A 17995-nucleotide genomic window follows, 5' to 3' on the forward strand; every position below is an offset into this window, starting at 1 on the left:
ATCGACACCATCAAGAGCACGGCCACCGAGTCGTTCAACATGCGCACGCCCGACGGCAAGACCGCGCTGAGCTACGGCGTGCGCGTGCCGCGCGGCGTGATTGCCGTGGTCTGCCCGTGGAACCTGCCGCTGCTGCTCATGACCTGGAAGGTGGGCCCGGCGCTGGCCTGTGGCAACACCGTGGTGGTCAAGCCCAGCGAAGAAACCCCCGCCACCGCCACGCTGCTGGGCGAGGTGATGAACGCTGTGGGCATGCCCAAGGGCGTGTACAACGTGGTGCACGGCCATGGCCCTGCCTCGGCCGGTGAATTTTTGACCAAGCACCCCGGCGTGAACGGCATTACCTTCACCGGCGAAACCCGCACCGGCACCGCCATCATGAAGGCCGCTGCCGATGGCGTGCGCCCCGTGTCGCTGGAAATGGGCGGCAAGAACGCCGCCGTGGTGTTTGCTGATTGCGACTTCCAGGTAACCATCGACACGCTGACGCGCTCGTGCTTTGAAAACGCTGGCCAGGTCTGCCTGGGCACCGAGCGCGTGTACGTCGAGCGCCCCATCTTCGACAAAGTGGTTGCCGCCCTGAAAGAGCGCGCCGAGGCCATGAAGCCCGGCCTGCCGTTTGATCACGACACCAAGATTGGCCCGCTGATCAGCAAGAAGCACCAGGCCAAGGTGCTGGGCTTGTACAAGACAGCCAAGGACGAAGGCGCCACCATCGTCACCGGCGGCGGCATCCCCGACATGCCCGACGCGCTGAAGGATGGCTCCTGGGTGCAACCCACCATCTGGACCGGCCTGCCCGAGACCGCCACCGTGGTCACTGAAGAAATCTTCGGCCCCTGCTGCCACATCAGCCCCTTCGACAGCGAAGAGGAAGTGCTGGGCAAGGTCAACGCCAACCGCTACGGCCTGGCCACGGCCATCTTCACGCAGGACATTGCGCGCGCCAACCGCCTGGCACAGCAGATCGAAGTGGGCCTGTGCTGGATCAACGCCTGGTTCCTGCGCGACCTGCGCACGCCGTTTGGCGGCTCCAAGCAATCGGGCATCGGCCGCGAAGGCGGTGTGCACTCGCTCGAGTTTTATACCGAGCTGCGCAACGTGATGGTGAAGTTCTAAGCCAAATCGGCCTCTCGCGCTTGCCAGGCAAGCGCGAGTAGCTCTTATAAAAATAGCAAGGAGACAGTTTCACATGAGCAATACATCGTCCAACCCCGAGATCGGGCACAGCATCGAAGCAGCGGGCATTCGCACCAACTACCACGACAGTGGTGGCCAGGGCGCGCCCGTGCTGCTCATCCACGGCTCGGGGCCGGGTGTTTCTGCCTGGGCCAACTGGCGCCTGGTGATGCCCGCGCTGGCGCAGAACGCCCGCGTGATTGCGCCCGACATGGTGGGCTTTGGCTACTCGGAGCGCCCGCAAGGCTTTGTCTACAGCATGGACGCCTGGGTGCGCCAGGCTGTGGGCCTGCTCGATGCCCTAGGCATTGAGCGCACCGACCTGGTGGGCAACTCGTTTGGCGGCGGCCTGTCGCTGGCGCTGGCCATTGCCCACCCCGAGCGCGTGCGCCGCTTGGTGCTGATGGGCAGTGCCGGTGTCTCCTTCCCCCTGACCGAGGGGCTGGACGCCGTGTGGGGCTACACCCCCTCGGTAGAGAACATGCGCGCCATCATGGACTACTTCGCCTTCGACCAAGGCCTGATGAGCGACGACCTGGCGCGCCTGCGCTTTGAGGCCAGCATCCGCCCCGGCTTTCAAGAATCGTTCGCCGCCATGTTCCCCGCCCCGCGCCAGCGCTGGATTGAAGCCCTGGCCAGCGCCGAGGCCGACATCCGTGCCCTGCCGCACCAAGCCCTGGTCATCCATGGCCGCGAAGACCGCGTGATCCCGCTGAGCACCTCGCTGACCTTGTCCAGCTGGATTCAGCGCTCCCAACTGCACGTCTATGGCCAATGCGGCCACTGGACGCAAATTGAACACGCCGCGCGCTTTGCCCGCCTGGTGGGCGACTTCCTTGCTGAAGCGCACCCCGACGAGCCGCTGCCGCTGCGGCCCTGAACGACTTTTCTGAACACCCTCGCCAAAGGAACCCCCATGACCATGACCCCTGCCTTGATCGAACAACTGGGCGACGAGCTGTACCAGGCCCTGACGCAGCGCCAAACGCTGGAGCCGCTGACCAACCTCCATGCCGACATCACCATTGAAGACGCCTACGCCATCCAGCAAAAAATGCTGGCGCGCCGCTTGGCCGCTGGTGAAAAAGTGGTCGGCAAGAAAATTGGCGTGACCAGCCAGGCCGTGATGAACATGCTGGGCGTGTTCCAGCCCGACTTTGGCTGGCTCACCGACGGCATGGTGTTCAACGAAGGCGAGGCCGTGCCCGCCAACACGCTGATCCAACCCAAGGCCGAGGGCGAGATTGCCTTCGTGCTGAAGAAAACCCTCAAGGGCCCCGGCGTGACGGCGGCCGACGTGCTGGCCGCCACCGAGGGCGTGATGGCCTGCTTTGAAATCGTGGATTCGCGCATCCGCGACTGGAAAATCAAGATTCAAGACACCGTGGCTGACAACGCCAGCTGCGGCGTGTTCGTGCTGGGCGACCGCCTGGTGGACCCGCGCGACGTGGACCTGGGCACCTGCGGCATGGTGCTGGAGAAAAACGGCGACATCGTTGCCACCGGCGCGGGCGCCGCAGCCCTGGGCCACCCGGCCAATGCGGTGGCCTGGCTGGCCAACACGCTGGGCGCGCACGGCATCGCGCTGGAGGCCGGCGAGGTGATCCTGTCGGGCTCGCTCGGGATCATGGTGCCGGTGACTGCTGGCGACAACCTGCGCGTGACCATCGGCGGCATTGGCGGCTGCTCCGTTCGCTTCATCTGACACAAGGAACTCCCATGACCCAGAAAATCAAGTGCGCCCTGATTGGGCCCGGCAACATTGGCACCGATCTGCTGGCCAAGCTGCAGCGTAGCCCCGTGCTGGAGCCCGTGTGGATGGTGGGCATCGACCCCGAATCCGATGGCCTCAAGCGCGCCCGTGAAATGGGCATCAAGACCACCCACGAAGGCGTGGACGGGTTGATTCCGCATATGAAGGCTGACGGCGTGCAGATCGTCTTCGACGCCACCAGCGCCTATGTGCATGCCGAGAACTCGCGCAAGGTGAACGCGCAGGGCGCGCTCATGATCGACCTCACGCCTGCGGCCATCGGCCCGTTCTGCGTGCCGCCCGTCAACCTGAAGGAGCACGTCGGCAAGGCCGAGATGAACGTGAACATGGTCACCTGCGGTGGCCAGGCCACCATCCCCATGGTGGCAGCGGTGAGCCGTGTGCAGCCCGTGGCGTATGGCGAGATCGTGGCGACTGTGTCCAGCCGCTCGGCAGGCCCCGGCACGCGCAAGAACATCGACGAGTTCACCCGCACCACCGCCGGTGCCATCGAAAAAGTGGGCGGCGCCCAAAAGGGCAAGGCCATCATCATCATCAACCCGGCCGATCCACCGCTGATCATGCGCGACACAGTGCACTGCCTGGTCGAGGGCGAGCCCGACAAGGAAGCCATCACCAGGAGCATCCACGACATGCTGGCCGAGGTGCAAAAGTACGTGCCCGGCTACAAGCTGGTCAACGGCCCGGTGTTTGACGGCAACCGCGTCTCGGTCTTCCTGGAAGTCGAAGGCCTGGGCGACTACCTGCCCAAGTACGCCGGCAACCTGGACATCATGACCGCCGCTGCCGCCCGCACCGCCGAAATGTTTGCCGAAGAAATTCTGGCCGGCAAGCTCACCTTGCAAGCTGCCTGAAGCGCACAGGAGTACCCCACCATGACACAAAAGATCACCCTGCACGACATGACGCTGCGCGACGGCATGCACCCCAAGCGCCACCTGATGACGCTGGAGCAGATGAAGTCCGTCGCCCAAGGCCTGGATGCCGCGGGCGTGCCGCTGATTGAAGTGACCCACGGCGACGGCCTGGGCGGCGCGTCGGTCAACTACGGCTTTCCCGCGCACAGCGACGAGGAATACCTGGGCACCGTGATTCCGCTGATGAAGCAGGCCAAGGTCTCGGCGCTGCTGCTGCCGGGCATTGGCACCGTGGACCACCTGAAGATGGCCCACGGCCTGGGCGTGCACACCATCCGCGTGGCCACGCACTGCACCGAGGCTGACGTGAGCGAGCAGCACATCACCATGGCGCGCAAGCTGGACATGGACACGGTGGGCTTCTTGATGATGGCGCACATGAACGACGCGGCCGGTCTGGTCAAGCAGGCCAGGCTGATGGAAGGCTATGGCGCCAACTGCATCTACGTGACTGATTCGGCCGGCTACCTGCTGCCCGATCAGGTGACCGAGCGCATTGCCGCCGTGCGCGCCGCCCTGAAGCCCGAGACCGAGCTGGGCTTTCACGGCCACCACAACCTGGCCATGGGCGTGGCCAACTCGATCGCCGCCATCCATGCGGGCGCCAACCGCATTGACGCCGCCGCTGCAGGTCTGGGCGCCGGTGCGGGCAACACGCCGCTGGAAGTGCTGGTGGCCGTGCTCGACCGCATGGGCATAGCCACCGGTGTCGATGTCTGGAAGATCCAGGACGTGGCCGAAGACCTGGTGGTGCCGCTGATGGACTTCCCCATCCGCATCGACCGCGATGCGCTCACGCTGGGCTACGCCGGCGTGTACGGCAGCTTCCTGCTGTTTGCCAAGCGCGCCGAAAAGAAATACGGCATTCCCGCGCGCGACCTGCTGGTCGAGCTGGGCCGCCGCGGCATGGTCGGCGGCCAGGAAGACATGATCGAAGACACCGCCCTCACCATGGCGCGCGCACGCGGCCTGACCGTCAACGCCTGATTGGAGCTACACCTATGGCACTCGCACAAGACACCATCGCACAGCTGGCCGAGCACCTGGAAAACTGCCAGCTGCAGACGAAAGACACCCCCAAGATCACCGACGCCCATCCCGACATGGACTGGGACGACGCCTACGCCATTCAGGACGCCATCCTGGCGCGCAAACTGGCACGCGGCGCGCGCGTGGTGGGCCTGAAGGCGGGCCTGACCTCGCACGCCAAGATGCGCCAGATGGGCGTGACCGACCCGGTGTTCGGCTTCCTGGTCGATGAATACGTGGTCTCCGAAGGGGCCACCGTGAACACCGCCGAACTGATTCACCCCAAGGTAGAACCCGAAATCGCCTTCGTCCTCAAACACGCCCTAAAAGGCCCCGGCTGCCACATTGGCGCAGTGCTGGCAGCCACCGATTTTGTGATGCCGGGCATTGAAGTCATCGACAGCCGTTACCGCGACTTCAAATTCGACCTCAAGAGCGTGGTGGCCGACAACACCTCGGCCTCGCGCTTCGTGGTCGGCGGGCGCGCGATGCGCCCCGAAGACGTGGATCTGCGCACCGTGGGCATCGTGCTGGAGAAAAACGGCGAGCCCGTCGCTCTGGGCGCTGGCGCTGCCGTGCTGGGTCACCCCGCAGCGGCCATTGCCATGCTGGCCAACCACCTGGGCCGCCGCGGCCAGGAGATCCCGGCCGGCAGCCTGATTCTGTCGGGCGGCGCCACCGAAGCCGTGGCCGTGGCCGCGGGCGACAGCGTCTGCCTGCGCGTGCAGGGTATGGGCAGCGTCTCGCTGCGCTTTGCCTGATGGGCTGCGCCGGCCCTTTTTGACACAACGACAACGAGAACGACCACCGGAGATAGTGCATGCAACGACGTGATTTCATGACCGCAGGCGCGCTGGCAGCCCTGGGCGCAACCGTGCCTGGCGCCGCCTGGGCGCAGTCGGCCTACCCGACCAAGCCCGTGCGCCTGATCGTGCCCTTCCCGCCCGGCGGGCCGACCGACATCATGGGCCGCACGGCCGCCAAGGCCATGGGCGACAAGCTGGGTCAGCAGTTCGTGGTGGAGAACAAGGCCGGGGCGGGCGGCAACATCGGCACCGACGCGGTGGCCAAGGCCGCGCCGGACGGCTACACCCTAGGCATCGCGGCCATCAGCAGCCTGGCCATCTCGCCGTATCTCTATGCCAAGCTGCCCTTCAACGTCGAAAAGGACTTGCAGGCCATCTCGCTGGTCGGCACGACCCCCAACGTCATCGTGGCCAATCCGCGCGCGCCCTTTACCGATCTGGCCGGCATGGTGGCCTATGCCAAGGCCAACCCAGGCAAGTTGCTGTACGCCACCTCCGGCGTGGGCACCGGCAACCACCTGGCGGCGGAGCTGCTGCAAAAGCGCGCCGAAATCGCGCTGACCCATGTGCCCTACAAGGGCTCCAGCCAGATCGTGCCCGACCTGATTTCAGGCAACGTCATGCTGAGCATGGAAAGCTCGCTGGTGACCACCTTCCAGCACATCAAAGCGGGCAAGCTGCGCGCCATTGCCGTGACTTCGCCGCAGCGCGCCCCGGCGCTGCCCGACGTGCCCACGGTGGCCGAGTCCGGTTACCCGGGCTTTGTCGTGGAAAACTGGTTTGGCCTGATAGCACCCGCCGCGATGCCGGCGTCCATGGCCGACCGGCTGGCCCAGGCCTGGGCGGCCGGCACGCAGACGCCCGAGGTGCAGGCGGCCTTCCAGTCCATCCACGCCAATCTGCGCAGCAATACGCCGCAGCAGTTTGCGCAGTTCATCCGCGCCGAGAACGAGCGTTGGAGCCCCCTGATCCGCAGCCTTGGGCTGCAACTTGATTGATTTCCCAGGAGTCACGCACATGCCTTTTGCCCAGATTTACATGATCGAAGACCGCACCGAGGAGCAGAAAAAGGCCGTCATCGAAAAGGTGACCCAGGCCCTGGTCGATGCCGTGGGCGCGCCGCCCGCCAACGTGCGCGTCTGGATCCACGATGTTCCCAAAGAAAACTGGGGCATCGCCGGCGTCAGCGCCAAGGAACTGGGACGGTAAGCGCCTTGTAGCCAAAATAGCTTGCAGCGCTTATCCAGCAAGCGTTGCAAGCTATTGAATTAATAGTGAATTGATTCAGGTATTGCCCACGTAGGGGTTGCTGCGCCGCTCGCGCCCAAAGGTGCTTTCCGGCCCGTGGCCGGGAATGAACACCGTCTGGTCGCCCATGGGCCACAGCCGCTGGGTGATGCTGTTGATCAGCTGCTGGTGGTTGCCGCCCGGAAAGTCGGTGCGGCCGATGCTGCCGGCAAACAGCACGTCGCCCACAAAGGCCCGGTCGATCTGCGGCGCGTGGAACACCACATGGCCGGGGGTGTGTCCGGGGCAGTGGCGCACGCTCAACGTCTCGTGGCCAATGGTGACGGTGTCGCTGTCATGCAGCCAGCGTGTGGGCGTGAAGGGCAGCGCCGGCGCAAAGCCGAACATGACGCTTTGCTGCGCCAGGCCGTCAATCCAGTATTGATCGCCCTCATGCGGGCCCATGATGGGCAGTTGCAGCCGCTGCGCCAGCTCGCCCGTGCCGCCCGCGTGGTCAATGTGCGCGTGCGTGAGCCAGATGGCCTTCAGGTGCAGGCCCAGGCGCTGCGCTTCGGCCAGCAGCACATCCAGGTCGCCGCCGGGGTCGATGACCGCGGCATCCTGGGTCTGGTCGCACCAGACGAGGGAGCAGTTCTGCTGGAACGGGGTGACGGGGACGGTGTGGTATTGCAGCATGCGGCGATTGTCGCGCGGCTGCGGATCGTCGGCGCTGCGGCGCGTTGCTTATTCAAAAACAATAGCTGCCAGCGCTTGTTAAACAAGCGCTGGAGGCATATTTCATGCAAAACGCATGTCGTCCGCCTGCAGCGCGGGTGCGATGGCCTCGCGCACATTGCGCACATGCTGCATGCCGGCGGCGTCGGCCGCGGCTGCGTCACCGGCCAGGATGGCCTGGCACATGGCCTGGTAGTCGCGCATGCGCACCTGCTGCAGCGTGGCGGGGCGGTGCTGGGCATAGACGATGGGCATGTGGATGGAGGGCAGCAGGCGGCGCAGCTCGCGGCTGCCGCTGGTGGCCAGCAGCGCGCGGTACAAGGCGCGTCGGGCGCTGGCAAAGCGGTCTGCATCCTGGCTGCGGTCGGCTTCGTGCAGTTGCTGTAGCGCCGCCTCGATGGGGGCGGTCGGTGCTCCCGCGGCAATCGCCCGCGCCGCGCTGCGCGCCAGCAGGCCGGTCATGCGCTCGGCCACGTCCAATACTTCCAGCGTTTCTTGCGCCGAAAGGCTGCGTATGGCGGCGCCCTTGTTGCGGTGCAAATCGACCAGTCCCTGCGCGGCCAGGCGCTGCAGTGCCTCGCGCACCGACGCGCGGCTGACGCCGAACTGCGCGGCCAGATCCACCTCGACCAGCCGCTGCCCGGGCACCAGGCGCTGCTGCGCCAGCCCCTGCACGATGCCGTGGAACACCGCGTCGGCGGCGGTCACGGGGGCGATTTCGGGAGCGTCGTCAGCGGGCTCGGGCGGCAGGGTGGGCAACATGGGCGGGCGGCAGGAAGGAGGACAAACATTATCACAGCGTGACAGGGCTTGTTTCCAATATTGTCTGACAATATCATCTGCAACGCGCCAGGCGTTCTGGCGCTTCATTTCAAAGAGGCCCTGCATGGACTTTTCCCTCTCCCCCGAGCTGCTCGCCTTGCGCGACAAGGTGCGGCAATTCATCGCCGAACAGGTGATTCCGCTGGAAAACGACGGGCGCCAGTCGCACCACGGCCCCGATGAGGCGCTGCGCAACGAGCTGGTGGCGCGAGCCCGGGCGGCCGGGCTGCTCACGCCCCACGCCTCGCGCGACATGGGCGGGCTGGGGCTGTCGCATGTCGCCAAGGCCGTGGTGTTTGAAGAGGCGGGCTACTCCTGGCTGGGCCCCACGGCGCTCAACATCCATGCGCCGGACGAAGGCAACATCCACCTGATGGAAGAGGTGGCCACGCCCGCGCAAAAAGAGCGCTGGCTGCGCGGCCAGGTGGCGGGGCAGTGGCGCTCATGCTTTGCCATGACCGAGCCCGCGCCCGGCGCCGGGGCCGATCCGTCCATGCTGGCCACCACGGCGGTGCGCGACGGTGACGACTACGTGATCAACGGCCGCAAATGGTTCATCACCGGTGCCGAAGGCGCGCACTACGCCATCATCATGGCGCGCATGGAGGACGGATCAGCCACCATGTTCCTGACCGACATGGGCCGGCCCGGCATCGTGCTGGAGCGCAACATGGACGCCATGGACAGCTGCTTTACAGGCGGCCACGGCGTGCTGCGCTTTGACAACCTGCGCGTGCCCGCCAGCGATGTGCTGGGCGAGATCGGCAAGGGCTTTCGCTACGCCCAGGTGCGCCTGGCGCCCGCGCGACTGACGCACTGCATGCGCTGGCTGGGCCAGGCACGCCGCGCGCACGACACGGCGCTGGCATACGCCCGCAAGCGCCACGCCTTCGGCAAGCCGCTGGCCGAACACGAGGGCGTGGGCTACATGCTGGCCGACAACGACATGGACATGCACACCGCGCGGCTGCACATCTGGCACACGGCGTGGCTGCTGGACCAGGGCGAGAAGTGCAACTTTGAGTCCAGCCGCGCCAAGGTGGTCTGCTCCGAGGCCGAATGGCGCGTGGTGGATCGCAGCGTGCAGATTCTGGGCGGCCAGGGCGTGACGGGCGAGACGCCCGTGATGCGCATCTTCACCGACATGCGCGCGTTTCGCATCTACGACGGCCCGAGCGAGGTGCACCGCTGGAGCATGGCGCGCAAGCTGGTGCACATGGCCGAAAAGGCCGAGGCCGAACTGCTGCACGAAGGAGGGGCTTGAGCATGGACAACGACGTGATGCAACGCTTTCGCCTGAACGGCAAGCGCGTGCTGGTGACCGGCGCCTCCAGCGGGCTGGGGCAGCACTTTGCCCGCCTGCTGGCGGCGCAGGGCGCCCAGGTGGCGTTGGCGGCGCGCCGCACCGACAAGCTGCAGGGCACGGTGGACGACATCAACGCCGCAGGCGGCCAGGCGCGGGCCTGCGCGCTGGACGTGACCGACAGCGCCAGCGTGCGCGCCTGCTTCGATGATCTGGCCGACTGGGGCGTGCCCGACGTGGTCATCAACAACGCCGGCGTGACCGTGACGCGCCCCCTGCTGGAGCAGACCGAGGCCGACTTCGACCAGGTGCTGGACACCAACCTCAAGGGCTGCTGGCTGGTGGCCACCGAGGCCGCGCGCCGCATGGTGGCGGCGGGCAAGGGCGGCTCAGTCGTCAACGTGGCGTCCATATTGGGCGAGCGCGTGGCGGGCGGCGTGGCACCCTATGCCATATCGAAAGCCGGCGTGATCCAGGCCACCAAGGCCATGGCGCTGGAGCTGGCGCGCCACCGCATCCGCGTGAACGCGCTGCTGCCCGGCTATGTGGTGACCGACCTCAATCGCGACTTTCTGGCCAGCGAGGCGGGCGACAAGCTGCGCAGCCGCATCCCCAGCCGCCGCTTTGGCGAGCTGAGCGACCTGGACGGCCCGCTGCTGCTGCTGGCCAGCGACGCGGGCGCCGCCATGTCCGGCGCCACCGTGGCCGTGGACGGCGCGCACCTGGTGAGTTCGCTATGACCGGCGCAGTGACCCATCTGCCGCTGGACGCCCTGGGCGACTACCTGCGCGCGCAGGGCCTGGCGGGCGCGGGCCCGCTGACCGCAACGGTGCTGGCGGGCGGACAATCCAACCCCACCTACCGCTTGACCACCGACGATGGGCGCCAGTACGTGCTGCGCAAAAAGCCCGACGGGCCGCTGATCGCATCCGCCCACGCTATCGACCGCGAATACCGCGTGATGCGCGCCCTGCAGGACACCGCTGTGCCGGTGCCGCGCATGCTGCATTACTGCGACGACTCGGCGTTGCTGGGCACACCGTTCTACGTGATGGAGTTCCTGCAGGGCCGGGTCTTCATGGACCAGTCCCTGCCCGGCATGCAGCCTGCAGAGCGCGGCGCCATCTACCGCGACATGAGCCGCGTGATTGCCGCGCTGCACGCCGTGGACTATGTCGCGGTGGGGCTGGGCGACTTCGGCAAGGTGGGCAACTACGTGGGCCGGCAGATCGCCCGCTGGTCGCGCCAGTGCCGCGAATCCACCGTGCCCATGAACGAGGCCATGCACCGCCTGATGGACTGGCTGCCCGAGCACCTGCCCGCAGGCGACGAGACCACGCTGGTGCACGGCGACTACCGGCTGGACAACCTGGTCTTTCACCCCACCGAGCCGCGCGTGATCGGCGTGCTGGACTGGGAGCTGTCCACCCTGGGCCACCCGCTGGCCGACCTGTCCTACCAGTGCATGTCCTGGCGCATTCCGCCGGCGCTGTGGCGCGGCATTGGCGGGCTGGACCTGGCGGCGCTGGGCATCCCGTCGGAGCAGGAATACGCAGGCTGGTACACCGCGGCCACCGGGCGCGACGCGGCCGGCGAGTGGGACTACTACCTGGCCTACAACCTGTTTCGCATGGCGGCCATCCTGCACGGCATCGCGCAGCGCGCGCAAGACGGCAACGCGGCATCGGCAGATGCGGTGGAGACCGGCGCCAAGGCCGGCCCGCTGGCCGAGCTGGGCTGGCAGGCCGCGCAGCGTTACATGGCGGGGCGGCGCTAATGGGGCAGCGCTAAGGGCGGTGGTTGCGGGGTGAGCCCGCAGGGTCATTGGTTGGTGGCCGCCGACACTTCCTGCAGCTCCGTCAGGCCCTGCAGCACCTTCTCGATGCCGTCCTGGCGCAGGGTTTTCATGCCTGCGCTCAGGGCCGCATGACGAATGTCCGCGGCCGATGCGCGGTGGCGTATCTGCTGGCGGATGGCTTCGCCGCTGAGCATCAGCTCGTGGATGCCAAGGCGCCCGTGGTAGCCGCTGGAGTCGCACTCGCTGCAGCCCCGGCGCTGCCACAGCGTGACCTGGCCGTCGGCCCGGCCATAGTCCTTGCGCCAGCGCGCGACCAGCGCGGTGCACGCCTCGGGGCAGTTGGATGCGCTGCTATCCAGGTATTGCGACGCCAGGGCCTGCAACTGCTCGTCGCTGGCGATGGCGGGTGTGCGGCAATGCGTGCACAGCCGCCGCACCAGGCGCTGCGCCAGTATGGCGAGCAGCGAGTCAGAAAAGTTGAACGGATCCAGCCCCATTTCCAGCAGCCGGGCCACGCTTTCGGGCGCGGAGTTGGTGTGCAGCGTGGACAGCACCAGGTGCCCGGTCAGCGAGGCCTGAATGGCGATGCGCGCGGTCTCCTCGTCGCGCATCTCGCCGATCATGATCACGTCGGGGTCGGCGCGCAAAAAGGTGCGCATGGCGTTGGCAAAGGTCCAGCCGATGCGGGCGTTCACCTGTACCTGGCGCAGGCCGCTTTGCGTGATCTCGATAGGATCCTCGGCCGTCCAGATCTTGCGGTTGGCCGTGTTGATGTCGCGGATCACCGAATGCAGCGTGGTGGTCTTGCCGCAGCCGGTGGGGCCCACCACCAGCACCAGCCCGTAAGGCTTCTTGACGGTGTCGCGCAGCGCCTGCAGGTTGGCCGGGGTCAGGCCGATGGCATCCAGCGGCAGCGGCTTGGCGCCCGCCAGCAGGCGCAGCACCACGTCCTCCAGCCCATGCGAGGTGGGCACGGTGACCACGCGCAGCTCCACGGGCGGCCCGCCGAAGCGGGCGAAGTCGATCTTGCCGTCCTGGGGCTTGCGGTGCTCCGAGATGTCCAGGTCGGCCATGATCTTCAGGCGCGCCACCATGGCATAACGAAAGCGTGCAGGCAACTCCAGGTAGGGCACCAGATCGCCATCGACGCGCAGACGCACCCGCACGTTGCCGGGTGCGGGCTCGGTCTCGATGTGGATGTCGGATGCGCGGTGGGCAATGGCCTCGTCGATGATGGAATTGATCAGCCGCACCAGGGTGTTGTCGGACTCGGTGACCACGCTGGCCGTGGCGGCGTCGGTGTCCGGCACGGTGCTGCGCAGGTCGCTGGCCAGCTGCTGCGAGCTGGGCCGCGCGGCCAGCGCGTGGCCGTTGCGCGGCGCCGCGCCTGCCTGCGACGGGCTGTCGCCTGCGGGCGCGCTGTAGGCCCGGGCAATGGCAGGCATCAGCGAGCCGGGCGCCGCCTGCAGCGCCAGCACGCGGCGCTGGCTGAGAAAGCGCAGCTCGTCGAGCAGCGCGCGGTCGTGCGGGTCGGACATCAGCAGCACCAGCGCATCTTCGCGCGCCACCAGCGGCAGCACCGACTCGCGCTCGGCCACGGAACGCGGCACCAGGGCCAGCGCCACTGGGTCCGGCTGCAGGTGGCCGGGGTGCACCACGTATTCGCCCAGCCATGCAGCGATGGCCTGGCGCAGTGCGTCCTGGGTCAAAAGCCCTTCTTCCACCAGAATCTGGCCCACCAGCGGCAGGGCGCCCAGCTGGCGCTCATCGCGCTGGCGCTGCAGGGCATGCTGCAGATCGTCAGGCCGTATCAGGCCCGCGTTGACCAGGGCCTCGCCCAGGTGCTGGGCCTTGCCCACGGCAGGGTGCGAGGAGTTGGCCAGCTGCCACACCTCTTGCGCGGTGCGCGGTTCAAAATAAAGGCCGGGCGCAGAACTTTGCAGGCAGGGATCCATTGCACAAATCTGGGGGGCTGTAACGTTTTGTGATGTTACGGCATCCATTCGTAGCCGATGGTGACGGGTGCATGGTCGCTGAACTTTCGACCTTTGTAGATCTCTTCGGTGCGTGCCAGCGCAGCGATGGCGGGGGTTGCCAGATGGTAGTCCAGCCGCCACCCCACGTTGTTGGCGTAGGCCTGGCCGCGATTGCTCCACCATGTGTAGCAGGCGTCCGTCGTCTGCGGTTGCAGTTGACGGTAAACGTCCACCAGGCCGCCACCAGCGTCAGATGTGTGCAACAAATTTGTCATCCAGGCCCGTTCTTCGGGCAGAAAACCACTGTTTTTCTGGTTGCTGCGCCAGTTCTTCAGGTCGATCTGCTGATGGGCGATGTTGATGTCGCCGCACAAGATGAACTCGCGTTCGGCTTTCAGACGCATCAAGTGCGGGCGGAATTCATCAAGAAAGCGAAACTTGGCCTGCTGGCGCTCCTCGCCCGACGAGCCGCTGGGGAAGTAGGCGCTGATGATCGACAGGCGGCGCGCCGGCGTGTCAAAGCGCAGCTCGACATAGCGGCCCTCCAGGTCGAACTCGCTGGAGCCATACCCGATGACCACATCGCTGGGTTCATGGCGCGCGTAGATGCCCACGCCGGAGTAGCCCTTCTTGGCCGCAAAATGAAAGTGACCCTTCAGCCCGGCGAGTTCTTCGAAGCGCCCTTGCATGTCGGCCGACTGGGCCTTGAGCTCCTGCACGCAAATACAATCCGGCCGGTTTTGGGCGATCCATTCCTCGACCCCCTTGGACGCGGCCGAGCGAATGCCATTGAGGTTGAGACTGGTTAATTTGAACAAGGATGTATCCATGGTGACAGACAGCGCGCAGACAGTGGAGCAAGGATTGAACCCGGCCCGCCTGGCGCAGGATTTCGTGCGATTTGCTGTGGATTCAGGAGTGCTGCGCTTTGGTGAATTCAAGACCAAGGCAGGCCGCATGAGCCCGTATTTCTTCAACGCTGGCCTGTTTGACGACGGCGCCAAGCTGGGGCAGCTGGCGCAATTTTATGCACAGGCCCTGCTGGCCAGCGGCATCGAGTTCGACATGGTTTTCGGCCCCGCGTACAAGGGCATCCCGCTGGCGGCCACCGTGGCCGTCGAACTGGCGCGCCTGGGTAAAAACGTGCCCTTTGCCTACAACCGCAAAGAGGCCAAGGACCACGGCGAGGGCGGCACGCTGGTGGGCGCGCCCCTGCGGGGCAGGGTGCTCATCATCGACGACGTGATGAGCGCGGGCACCGCCGCGCGCGAGTCCATCGCGCTGATCCGCGCCGCGGGCGCCACGCCGCACGCCATCGCCATTGCGCTGGACCGCCAGGAAAAGGCCACCGAAAACGGCCAGGACGTGGAGCACAGCGCCGTGCAGTACGTGCGCCGCGAACTGGGCATGCAGGTCTGTACTATCGCCAGGCTGGCAGACTTATTGCAATACCTATCGGCAAGCGGTGGTGATGCGCAAATGCACCAGCACCACGAGCGCGTGCTGGCCTATCGCCAGCGCTACGGTGTGAACGACTGACGCGGCGAAAGCAGCAAAGGGGTATGGGTTTGAAAGCAGGCACACGACACGCGGGCTGGTTCATGGCATGGGCTGCCATCGCAGCGTTGGGCGTGGCCCCGGCCTGGGCGCAGTCTGGCAAACCCGTGCAAGAGGTCTACACCTGCATCGACAAAAGCGGCCGGCGCATCACGGCCGACCGCCCCATTGCCGACTGCGTGGACCGCGAGCAGCGCATCCTGGATCACACCGGCACCGAGCGCCGACGCATCGGCCCCACGCTGACCGACCATGAGCGCGCAGCCCTGGAGGCGCAGCGCCGCAAAGAAGCCCAGGAGCGCGCGCGCATTGCCGAAGAGCGCCGCCGCGAGCGCGTGCTGATGGCGCGCTACCCCGACGAAGCCGCGCACCTGAACGAACGCGAGTCGGCCATCACCCAGGTGGACCAGGTGATCGCCGTGGCCCGCAAGCGCATTGCGGACCTGCAAACCGAGCGCAAGCGCATCGACGCCGAGCTGGAGTTCTACCAGCGCAACCCCGCCAAGGCGCCCCTGAAGCTGCAGCGCCAACTGGCCGAAAACGACCAGGCCATGGACGAGCAACTGCGCTTTCTGACCACGCAAGACCAGGAAAAGCGCCGCATCCACCAGCGCTTTGACGCCGAGCTGGCCCAGCTGCGTCAGCTGTGGGCGGCGCAGCGGGCCGGGGCATCGCCCGTCGCGCCGTCGTCCAGCGAGGGGCGCTGACCGGCAGCGGCCGCAGCATACCGGGCACAGCGGGCCAAAGCGGCCAAAGAAAAAGCTCCCCAACTGGGGAGCTTTCATTTTGATAGCAGCTAGCGCTTGATTTGAGCGGGCTTCAGGCCAATTTGGCCTTCAAAAGATCATTGACTTGCTGGGGGTTGGCCTTGCCCTTGCTGGCCTTCATGACCTGGCCCACCAGGGCGTTGAAGGCTTTGTCCTTGCCGGCCTTGTACTGCTCGACGTTGGCGGGGTTGGCGGCAATCACCTCGTCGATGATTGCCTCCAGCGCGCCGGTATCTTGAATCTGCCGCAGGCCCTTGGCGTCGATCACGGCGTCCACATCGCTGCCTTCACCGGTCCACAGCGCGTCAAACACCTGCCTGGCGGCGTTGTTGCTGATGGTGGCATCCTGGATGCGGCCGATCAGCGCGGCCAGCTGCCGGCTGCTGACCTTCACAGCGTCCATGCCGATTTCTTCCTGGTTCAGGCGGCGCGAGATCTCGCCCATCACCCAGTTGCTGGCCAGTTTGGGCTGGCCGCAGCCTTTGGCCGCATCCTCGAAATAGGCCGCCATGGCCTGGCTTTGCGTGAGGGTGGTGGCGTCGTACTCGGGCAGGCCGTACTGCTGCACGAAGCGCGCGGCCATGGCGCGCGGCAGCTCGGGCATGCGGGCCTTGATCTCGTCGATCCATGGGGCGGCGATCCGCAGCGGCGGCAGGTCGGGATCGGGGAAATACCGGTAGTCGGCCGAGTCTTCCTTGCTGCGCATGGCGCGTGTTTCGCCCGTGTCGGGGTCGAACAGCACGGTGGCCTGACTGATGGCGTGGCCGTCTTCCAGCTGCTCGATCTGCCAGCGGATCTCGTAGTCGATCGCCTGCTGCATGTTCTTGAAGCTGTTCAGGTTCTTGATCTCGCGGCGCGTGCCCAGGGGCTGGCCGGGCTTGCGCACCGAGACGTTGGCGTCGCAGCGGAAGCTGCCCTCTTGCATGTTGCCGTCGCAGATGCCGATCCAGGTGACGATCTTGTGCAGCTCGCGGGCGTAGGCCACGGCCTCTTCGCTGCTGCGCATGTCGGGCTCGGTCACGATCTCCAGCAGCGGCGTGCCCGCGCGGTTCAGGTCGATGCCGGACTGGCCGATGAAGTCCTCGTGCAGCGACTTGCCGGCGTCCTCTTCCAGGTGGGCGCGCACCAGGCGCACTGATTTCTTCTCGTCGCCCAGAAAGAACGACACCTCGCCGCCTTGCACCACCGGAATCTCGAACTGGCTGATCTGGTAGCCCTTGGGCAGGTCGGGGTAGAAGTAATTCTTGCGGGCAAAAATGCTCTCTGGCGCAATGTGGGAGCCCAGGGCCAGTCCCAATTTGATAGCGCAGGCCACGGCCTCGCGGTTCATCACCGGCAGGGTGCCGGGCAGCGCGAGATCGACGGCGCAGGCCTGGGTGTTGGGCTCGGCGCCAAAGGCGGTGCTGGCGCGGCTGAAGATCTTGCTGTGGGTGGCGAGCTGGGCGTGGGTCTCGAAGCCGATGACGACTTCGTAGCCGTGGATGAGTTTGCTGGTCATATTCACAGGCCTGTGGGCTGGCGAAGGTGAAAGTCGGTCGCCTGCTGCAGGCGGTGCGCGGCATTGAGCAGGCGCGCTTCGCTGAAGTAGTTGCCGATGAGCTGCAGGCCCACGGGCATGCCGTGCGCGCCAAAGCCCGCCGGCACGCTCATGCCGGGCAGTCCGGCCAGCGAGGCGGGCAGGGTGAAGATGTCGGCCAGGTAGTCGGCCAGCGGGTCGCTGCGATGCTCGCCGAGCTTCCAGGCCACGCTGGGCGATACCGGGCCGGCGATCAGGTCGCAGCTTTGGAAGGCTTGCTGGAAGTCTTCAGCGATCATGCGGCGGATTTTTTGCGCCTGCAGATAGTAGGCGTCGTAGTAGCCATGCGAGAGCACGTAGGTGCCGGTCATGATGCGGCGCTTGACCTCATCGCCAAAGCCCTGGGCACGCGTCTTTTTGTACATGTCCACCAGGTCGGTGTAGTCCTTGGCGCGGTAGCCGAACTTCACGCCGTCAAAGCGGCTCAGGTTGGACGACGCCTCGGCCGGCGCGATGATGTAGTACACCGGGATCGACAGCTCGGTGCGCGGCAGGCTGATGGGCACCAGCCTGGCCCCCAGCTTTTCGT

General features: G+C 66.3%; 19 protein-coding genes. 13 read left to right on the forward strand and 6 right to left on the reverse strand.

Annotation, left to right across the window (positions count from 1 at the left end):
- From AB7E35_RS13555 to AB7E35_RS13590, 8 genes are all read left to right on the forward strand, one after another.
- Positions 1-1119, forward strand: a 1119-nt coding sequence (locus AB7E35_RS13555) for a 2-hydroxymuconic semialdehyde dehydrogenase (RefSeq protein WP_428167738.1), incomplete at its 5' end; no start/stop codon positions are given.
- Positions 1120-1192: 73 nt separating this feature from the next.
- Positions 1193-2059: an alpha/beta fold hydrolase gene (locus AB7E35_RS13560; protein WP_032490125.1), complete on the forward strand. Its 867-nt coding sequence runs from the start codon at positions 1193-1195 to the stop codon at positions 2057-2059.
- A 42-nt stretch (positions 2060-2101) separates the two neighbouring features.
- Positions 2102-2884: a 2-oxopent-4-enoate hydratase gene (gene dmpE / locus AB7E35_RS13565; RefSeq protein WP_428167748.1), complete on the forward strand. Its 783-nt coding sequence runs from the start codon at positions 2102-2104 to the stop codon at positions 2882-2884.
- 14 nt (positions 2885-2898) lie between these two features.
- Positions 2899-3807 (forward strand): acetaldehyde dehydrogenase (acetylating), encoded by a 909-nt coding sequence (locus AB7E35_RS13570; RefSeq protein ID WP_011803689.1) that lies wholly within the window; start codon positions 2899-2901, stop codon positions 3805-3807.
- Between the two features lie 21 nt (positions 3808-3828).
- Positions 3829-4857: a 4-hydroxy-2-oxovalerate aldolase gene (dmpG, locus tag AB7E35_RS13575; RefSeq protein WP_428167739.1), complete on the forward strand. Its 1029-nt coding sequence runs from the start codon at positions 3829-3831 to the stop codon at positions 4855-4857.
- Between the two features lie 14 nt (positions 4858-4871).
- Positions 4872-5660, forward strand: coding sequence for a 2-oxo-3-hexenedioate decarboxylase (dmpH, locus tag AB7E35_RS13580; protein ID WP_428167740.1), 789 nt, complete (start codon positions 4872-4874; stop codon positions 5658-5660).
- Positions 5661-5719: 59 nt separating this feature from the next.
- Positions 5720-6703 (forward strand): Bug family tripartite tricarboxylate transporter substrate binding protein, encoded by a 984-nt coding sequence (locus AB7E35_RS13585; protein WP_428167741.1) that lies wholly within the window; start codon positions 5720-5722, stop codon positions 6701-6703.
- A 19-nt stretch (positions 6704-6722) separates the two neighbouring features.
- Positions 6723-6914: a 2-hydroxymuconate tautomerase gene (locus tag AB7E35_RS13590; RefSeq protein WP_428167742.1), complete on the forward strand. Its 192-nt coding sequence runs from the start codon at positions 6723-6725 to the stop codon at positions 6912-6914.
- Positions 6915-6989: 75 nt separating this feature from the next.
- Here AB7E35_RS13590 and AB7E35_RS13595 read toward each other — a convergent pair whose 3' ends face one another.
- Both AB7E35_RS13595 and AB7E35_RS13600 read right to left on the reverse strand, forming a co-directional pair.
- Entirely contained in the window at positions 6990-7628 is a 639-nt protein-coding gene (locus AB7E35_RS13595; protein ID WP_428167743.1) for an MBL fold metallo-hydrolase, read from the reverse strand.
- Positions 7629-7730: 102 nt separating this feature from the next.
- Complete coding sequence (locus AB7E35_RS13600; RefSeq protein ID WP_196994569.1) at positions 7731-8429, reverse strand: GntR family transcriptional regulator; 699 nt, start codon at positions 8427-8429, stop codon at positions 7731-7733.
- A gap of 124 nt (positions 8430-8553) precedes the next feature.
- On the opposite strand from AB7E35_RS13600, the gene AB7E35_RS13605 reads away from it, so the two are divergent.
- From AB7E35_RS13605 to AB7E35_RS13615, 3 genes are read left to right on the forward strand one after another with little or no spacing between them, the layout of a single operon-like run.
- The gene (locus tag AB7E35_RS13605) at positions 8554-9753 is read left to right on the forward strand and encodes an acyl-CoA dehydrogenase family protein (RefSeq protein WP_428167744.1); all 1200 of its coding nucleotides are present in this window, start codon (positions 8554-8556) and stop codon (positions 9751-9753) included.
- A gap of 2 nt (positions 9754-9755) precedes the next feature.
- Positions 9756-10532 (forward strand): SDR family NAD(P)-dependent oxidoreductase, encoded by a 777-nt coding sequence (locus tag AB7E35_RS13610; protein WP_428163785.1) that lies wholly within the window; start codon positions 9756-9758, stop codon positions 10530-10532.
- Positions 10529-11569, forward strand: a complete 1041-nt coding sequence (locus AB7E35_RS13615) for a phosphotransferase (RefSeq protein WP_428167745.1) — start codon at positions 10529-10531, stop codon at positions 11567-11569. The genes AB7E35_RS13610 and AB7E35_RS13615 overlap by 4 nt, the downstream gene beginning before the upstream one ends.
- Before the next feature lie 44 nt (positions 11570-11613).
- Here the strand turns inward: AB7E35_RS13615 and AB7E35_RS13620 are convergent, their stop codons facing one another.
- Together AB7E35_RS13620 and AB7E35_RS13625 are read right to left on the reverse strand one after the other, a co-directional pair.
- A complete protein-coding gene (locus AB7E35_RS13620; protein ID WP_428167746.1) occupies positions 11614-13545 on the reverse strand; it encodes a GspE/PulE family protein in 1932 nt (643 codons plus the stop codon).
- A 35-nt stretch (positions 13546-13580) separates the two neighbouring features.
- Positions 13581-14384: an exodeoxyribonuclease III gene (locus AB7E35_RS13625; RefSeq protein ID WP_428167749.1), complete on the reverse strand. Its 804-nt coding sequence runs from the start codon at positions 14382-14384 to the stop codon at positions 13581-13583.
- Positions 14385-14394: 10 nt separating this feature from the next.
- On the opposite strand from AB7E35_RS13625, the gene pyrE reads away from it, so the two are divergent.
- Both pyrE and AB7E35_RS13635 read left to right on the forward strand, forming a co-directional pair.
- A complete protein-coding gene (pyrE, locus tag AB7E35_RS13630) occupies positions 14395-15105 on the forward strand; it encodes an orotate phosphoribosyltransferase (protein ID WP_428163788.1) in 711 nt (236 codons plus the stop codon).
- Positions 15106-15128: 23 nt separating this feature from the next.
- Positions 15129-15830, forward strand: a complete 702-nt coding sequence (locus AB7E35_RS13635; protein WP_428163789.1) for a DUF4124 domain-containing protein — start codon at positions 15129-15131, stop codon at positions 15828-15830.
- A 112-nt stretch (positions 15831-15942) separates the two neighbouring features.
- On the opposite strand, the gene gatB is transcribed toward AB7E35_RS13635, so the two are convergent.
- Positions 15943-17388 carry an Asp-tRNA(Asn)/Glu-tRNA(Gln) amidotransferase subunit GatB gene (gene gatB / locus AB7E35_RS13640; protein WP_428163790.1) on the reverse strand — a complete coding sequence of 482 codons (1446 nt, stop codon included), beginning with the start codon at positions 17386-17388 and terminating at the stop codon, positions 15943-15945.
- A gap of 2 nt (positions 17389-17390) precedes the next feature.
- Positions 17391-17995 (reverse strand): amidase (locus tag AB7E35_RS13645; protein ID WP_428167747.1); only part of this gene is annotated, 605 nt, incomplete at its 5' end.

Source organism: Diaphorobacter sp. (assembly GCF_050251835.1).
Lineage (GTDB): Bacteria > Pseudomonadota > Gammaproteobacteria > Burkholderiales > Burkholderiaceae_C > JBFXIE01.

Bases quoted from the DNA above. Each gene is read 5' to 3' on its own strand.
- AB7E35_RS13560 (WP_032490125.1), top strand. From the start codon at position 1,193: ATGAGCAATACATCGTCCAACCCCGAGATCGGGCACAGCATCGAAGCA.
- dmpE (WP_428167748.1), top strand. From the start codon at position 2,102: ATGACCCCTGCCTTGATCGAACAACTGGGCGACGAGCTGTACCAGGCC.
- AB7E35_RS13570 (WP_011803689.1), top strand. From the start codon at position 2,899: ATGACCCAGAAAATCAAGTGCGCCCTGATTGGGCCCGGCAACATTGGC.
- dmpG (WP_428167739.1), top strand. From the start codon at position 3,829: ATGACACAAAAGATCACCCTGCACGACATGACGCTGCGCGACGGCATG.
- dmpH (WP_428167740.1), top strand. From the start codon at position 4,872: ATGGCACTCGCACAAGACACCATCGCACAGCTGGCCGAGCACCTGGAA.
- AB7E35_RS13585 (WP_428167741.1), top strand. From the start codon at position 5,720: ATGCAACGACGTGATTTCATGACCGCAGGCGCGCTGGCAGCCCTGGGC.
- AB7E35_RS13590 (WP_428167742.1), top strand. From the start codon at position 6,723: ATGCCTTTTGCCCAGATTTACATGATCGAAGACCGCACCGAGGAGCAG.
- AB7E35_RS13595 (WP_428167743.1), bottom strand. From the start codon at position 7,628: ATGCTGCAATACCACACCGTCCCCGTCACCCCGTTCCAGCAGAACTGC.
- AB7E35_RS13600 (WP_196994569.1), bottom strand. From the start codon at position 8,429: ATGTTGCCCACCCTGCCGCCCGAGCCCGCTGACGACGCTCCCGAAATC.
- AB7E35_RS13605 (WP_428167744.1), top strand. From the start codon at position 8,554: ATGGACTTTTCCCTCTCCCCCGAGCTGCTCGCCTTGCGCGACAAGGTG.
- AB7E35_RS13610 (WP_428163785.1), top strand. From the start codon at position 9,756: ATGGACAACGACGTGATGCAACGCTTTCGCCTGAACGGCAAGCGCGTG.
- AB7E35_RS13615 (WP_428167745.1), top strand. From the start codon at position 10,529: ATGACCGGCGCAGTGACCCATCTGCCGCTGGACGCCCTGGGCGACTAC.
- AB7E35_RS13620 (WP_428167746.1), bottom strand. From the start codon at position 13,545: ATGGATCCCTGCCTGCAAAGTTCTGCGCCCGGCCTTTATTTTGAACCG.
- pyrE (WP_428163788.1), top strand. From the start codon at position 14,395: ATGGTGACAGACAGCGCGCAGACAGTGGAGCAAGGATTGAACCCGGCC.
- AB7E35_RS13635 (WP_428163789.1), top strand. From the start codon at position 15,129: ATGGGTTTGAAAGCAGGCACACGACACGCGGGCTGGTTCATGGCATGG.
- gatB (WP_428163790.1), bottom strand. From the start codon at position 17,388: ATGACCAGCAAACTCATCCACGGCTACGAAGTCGTCATCGGCTTCGAG.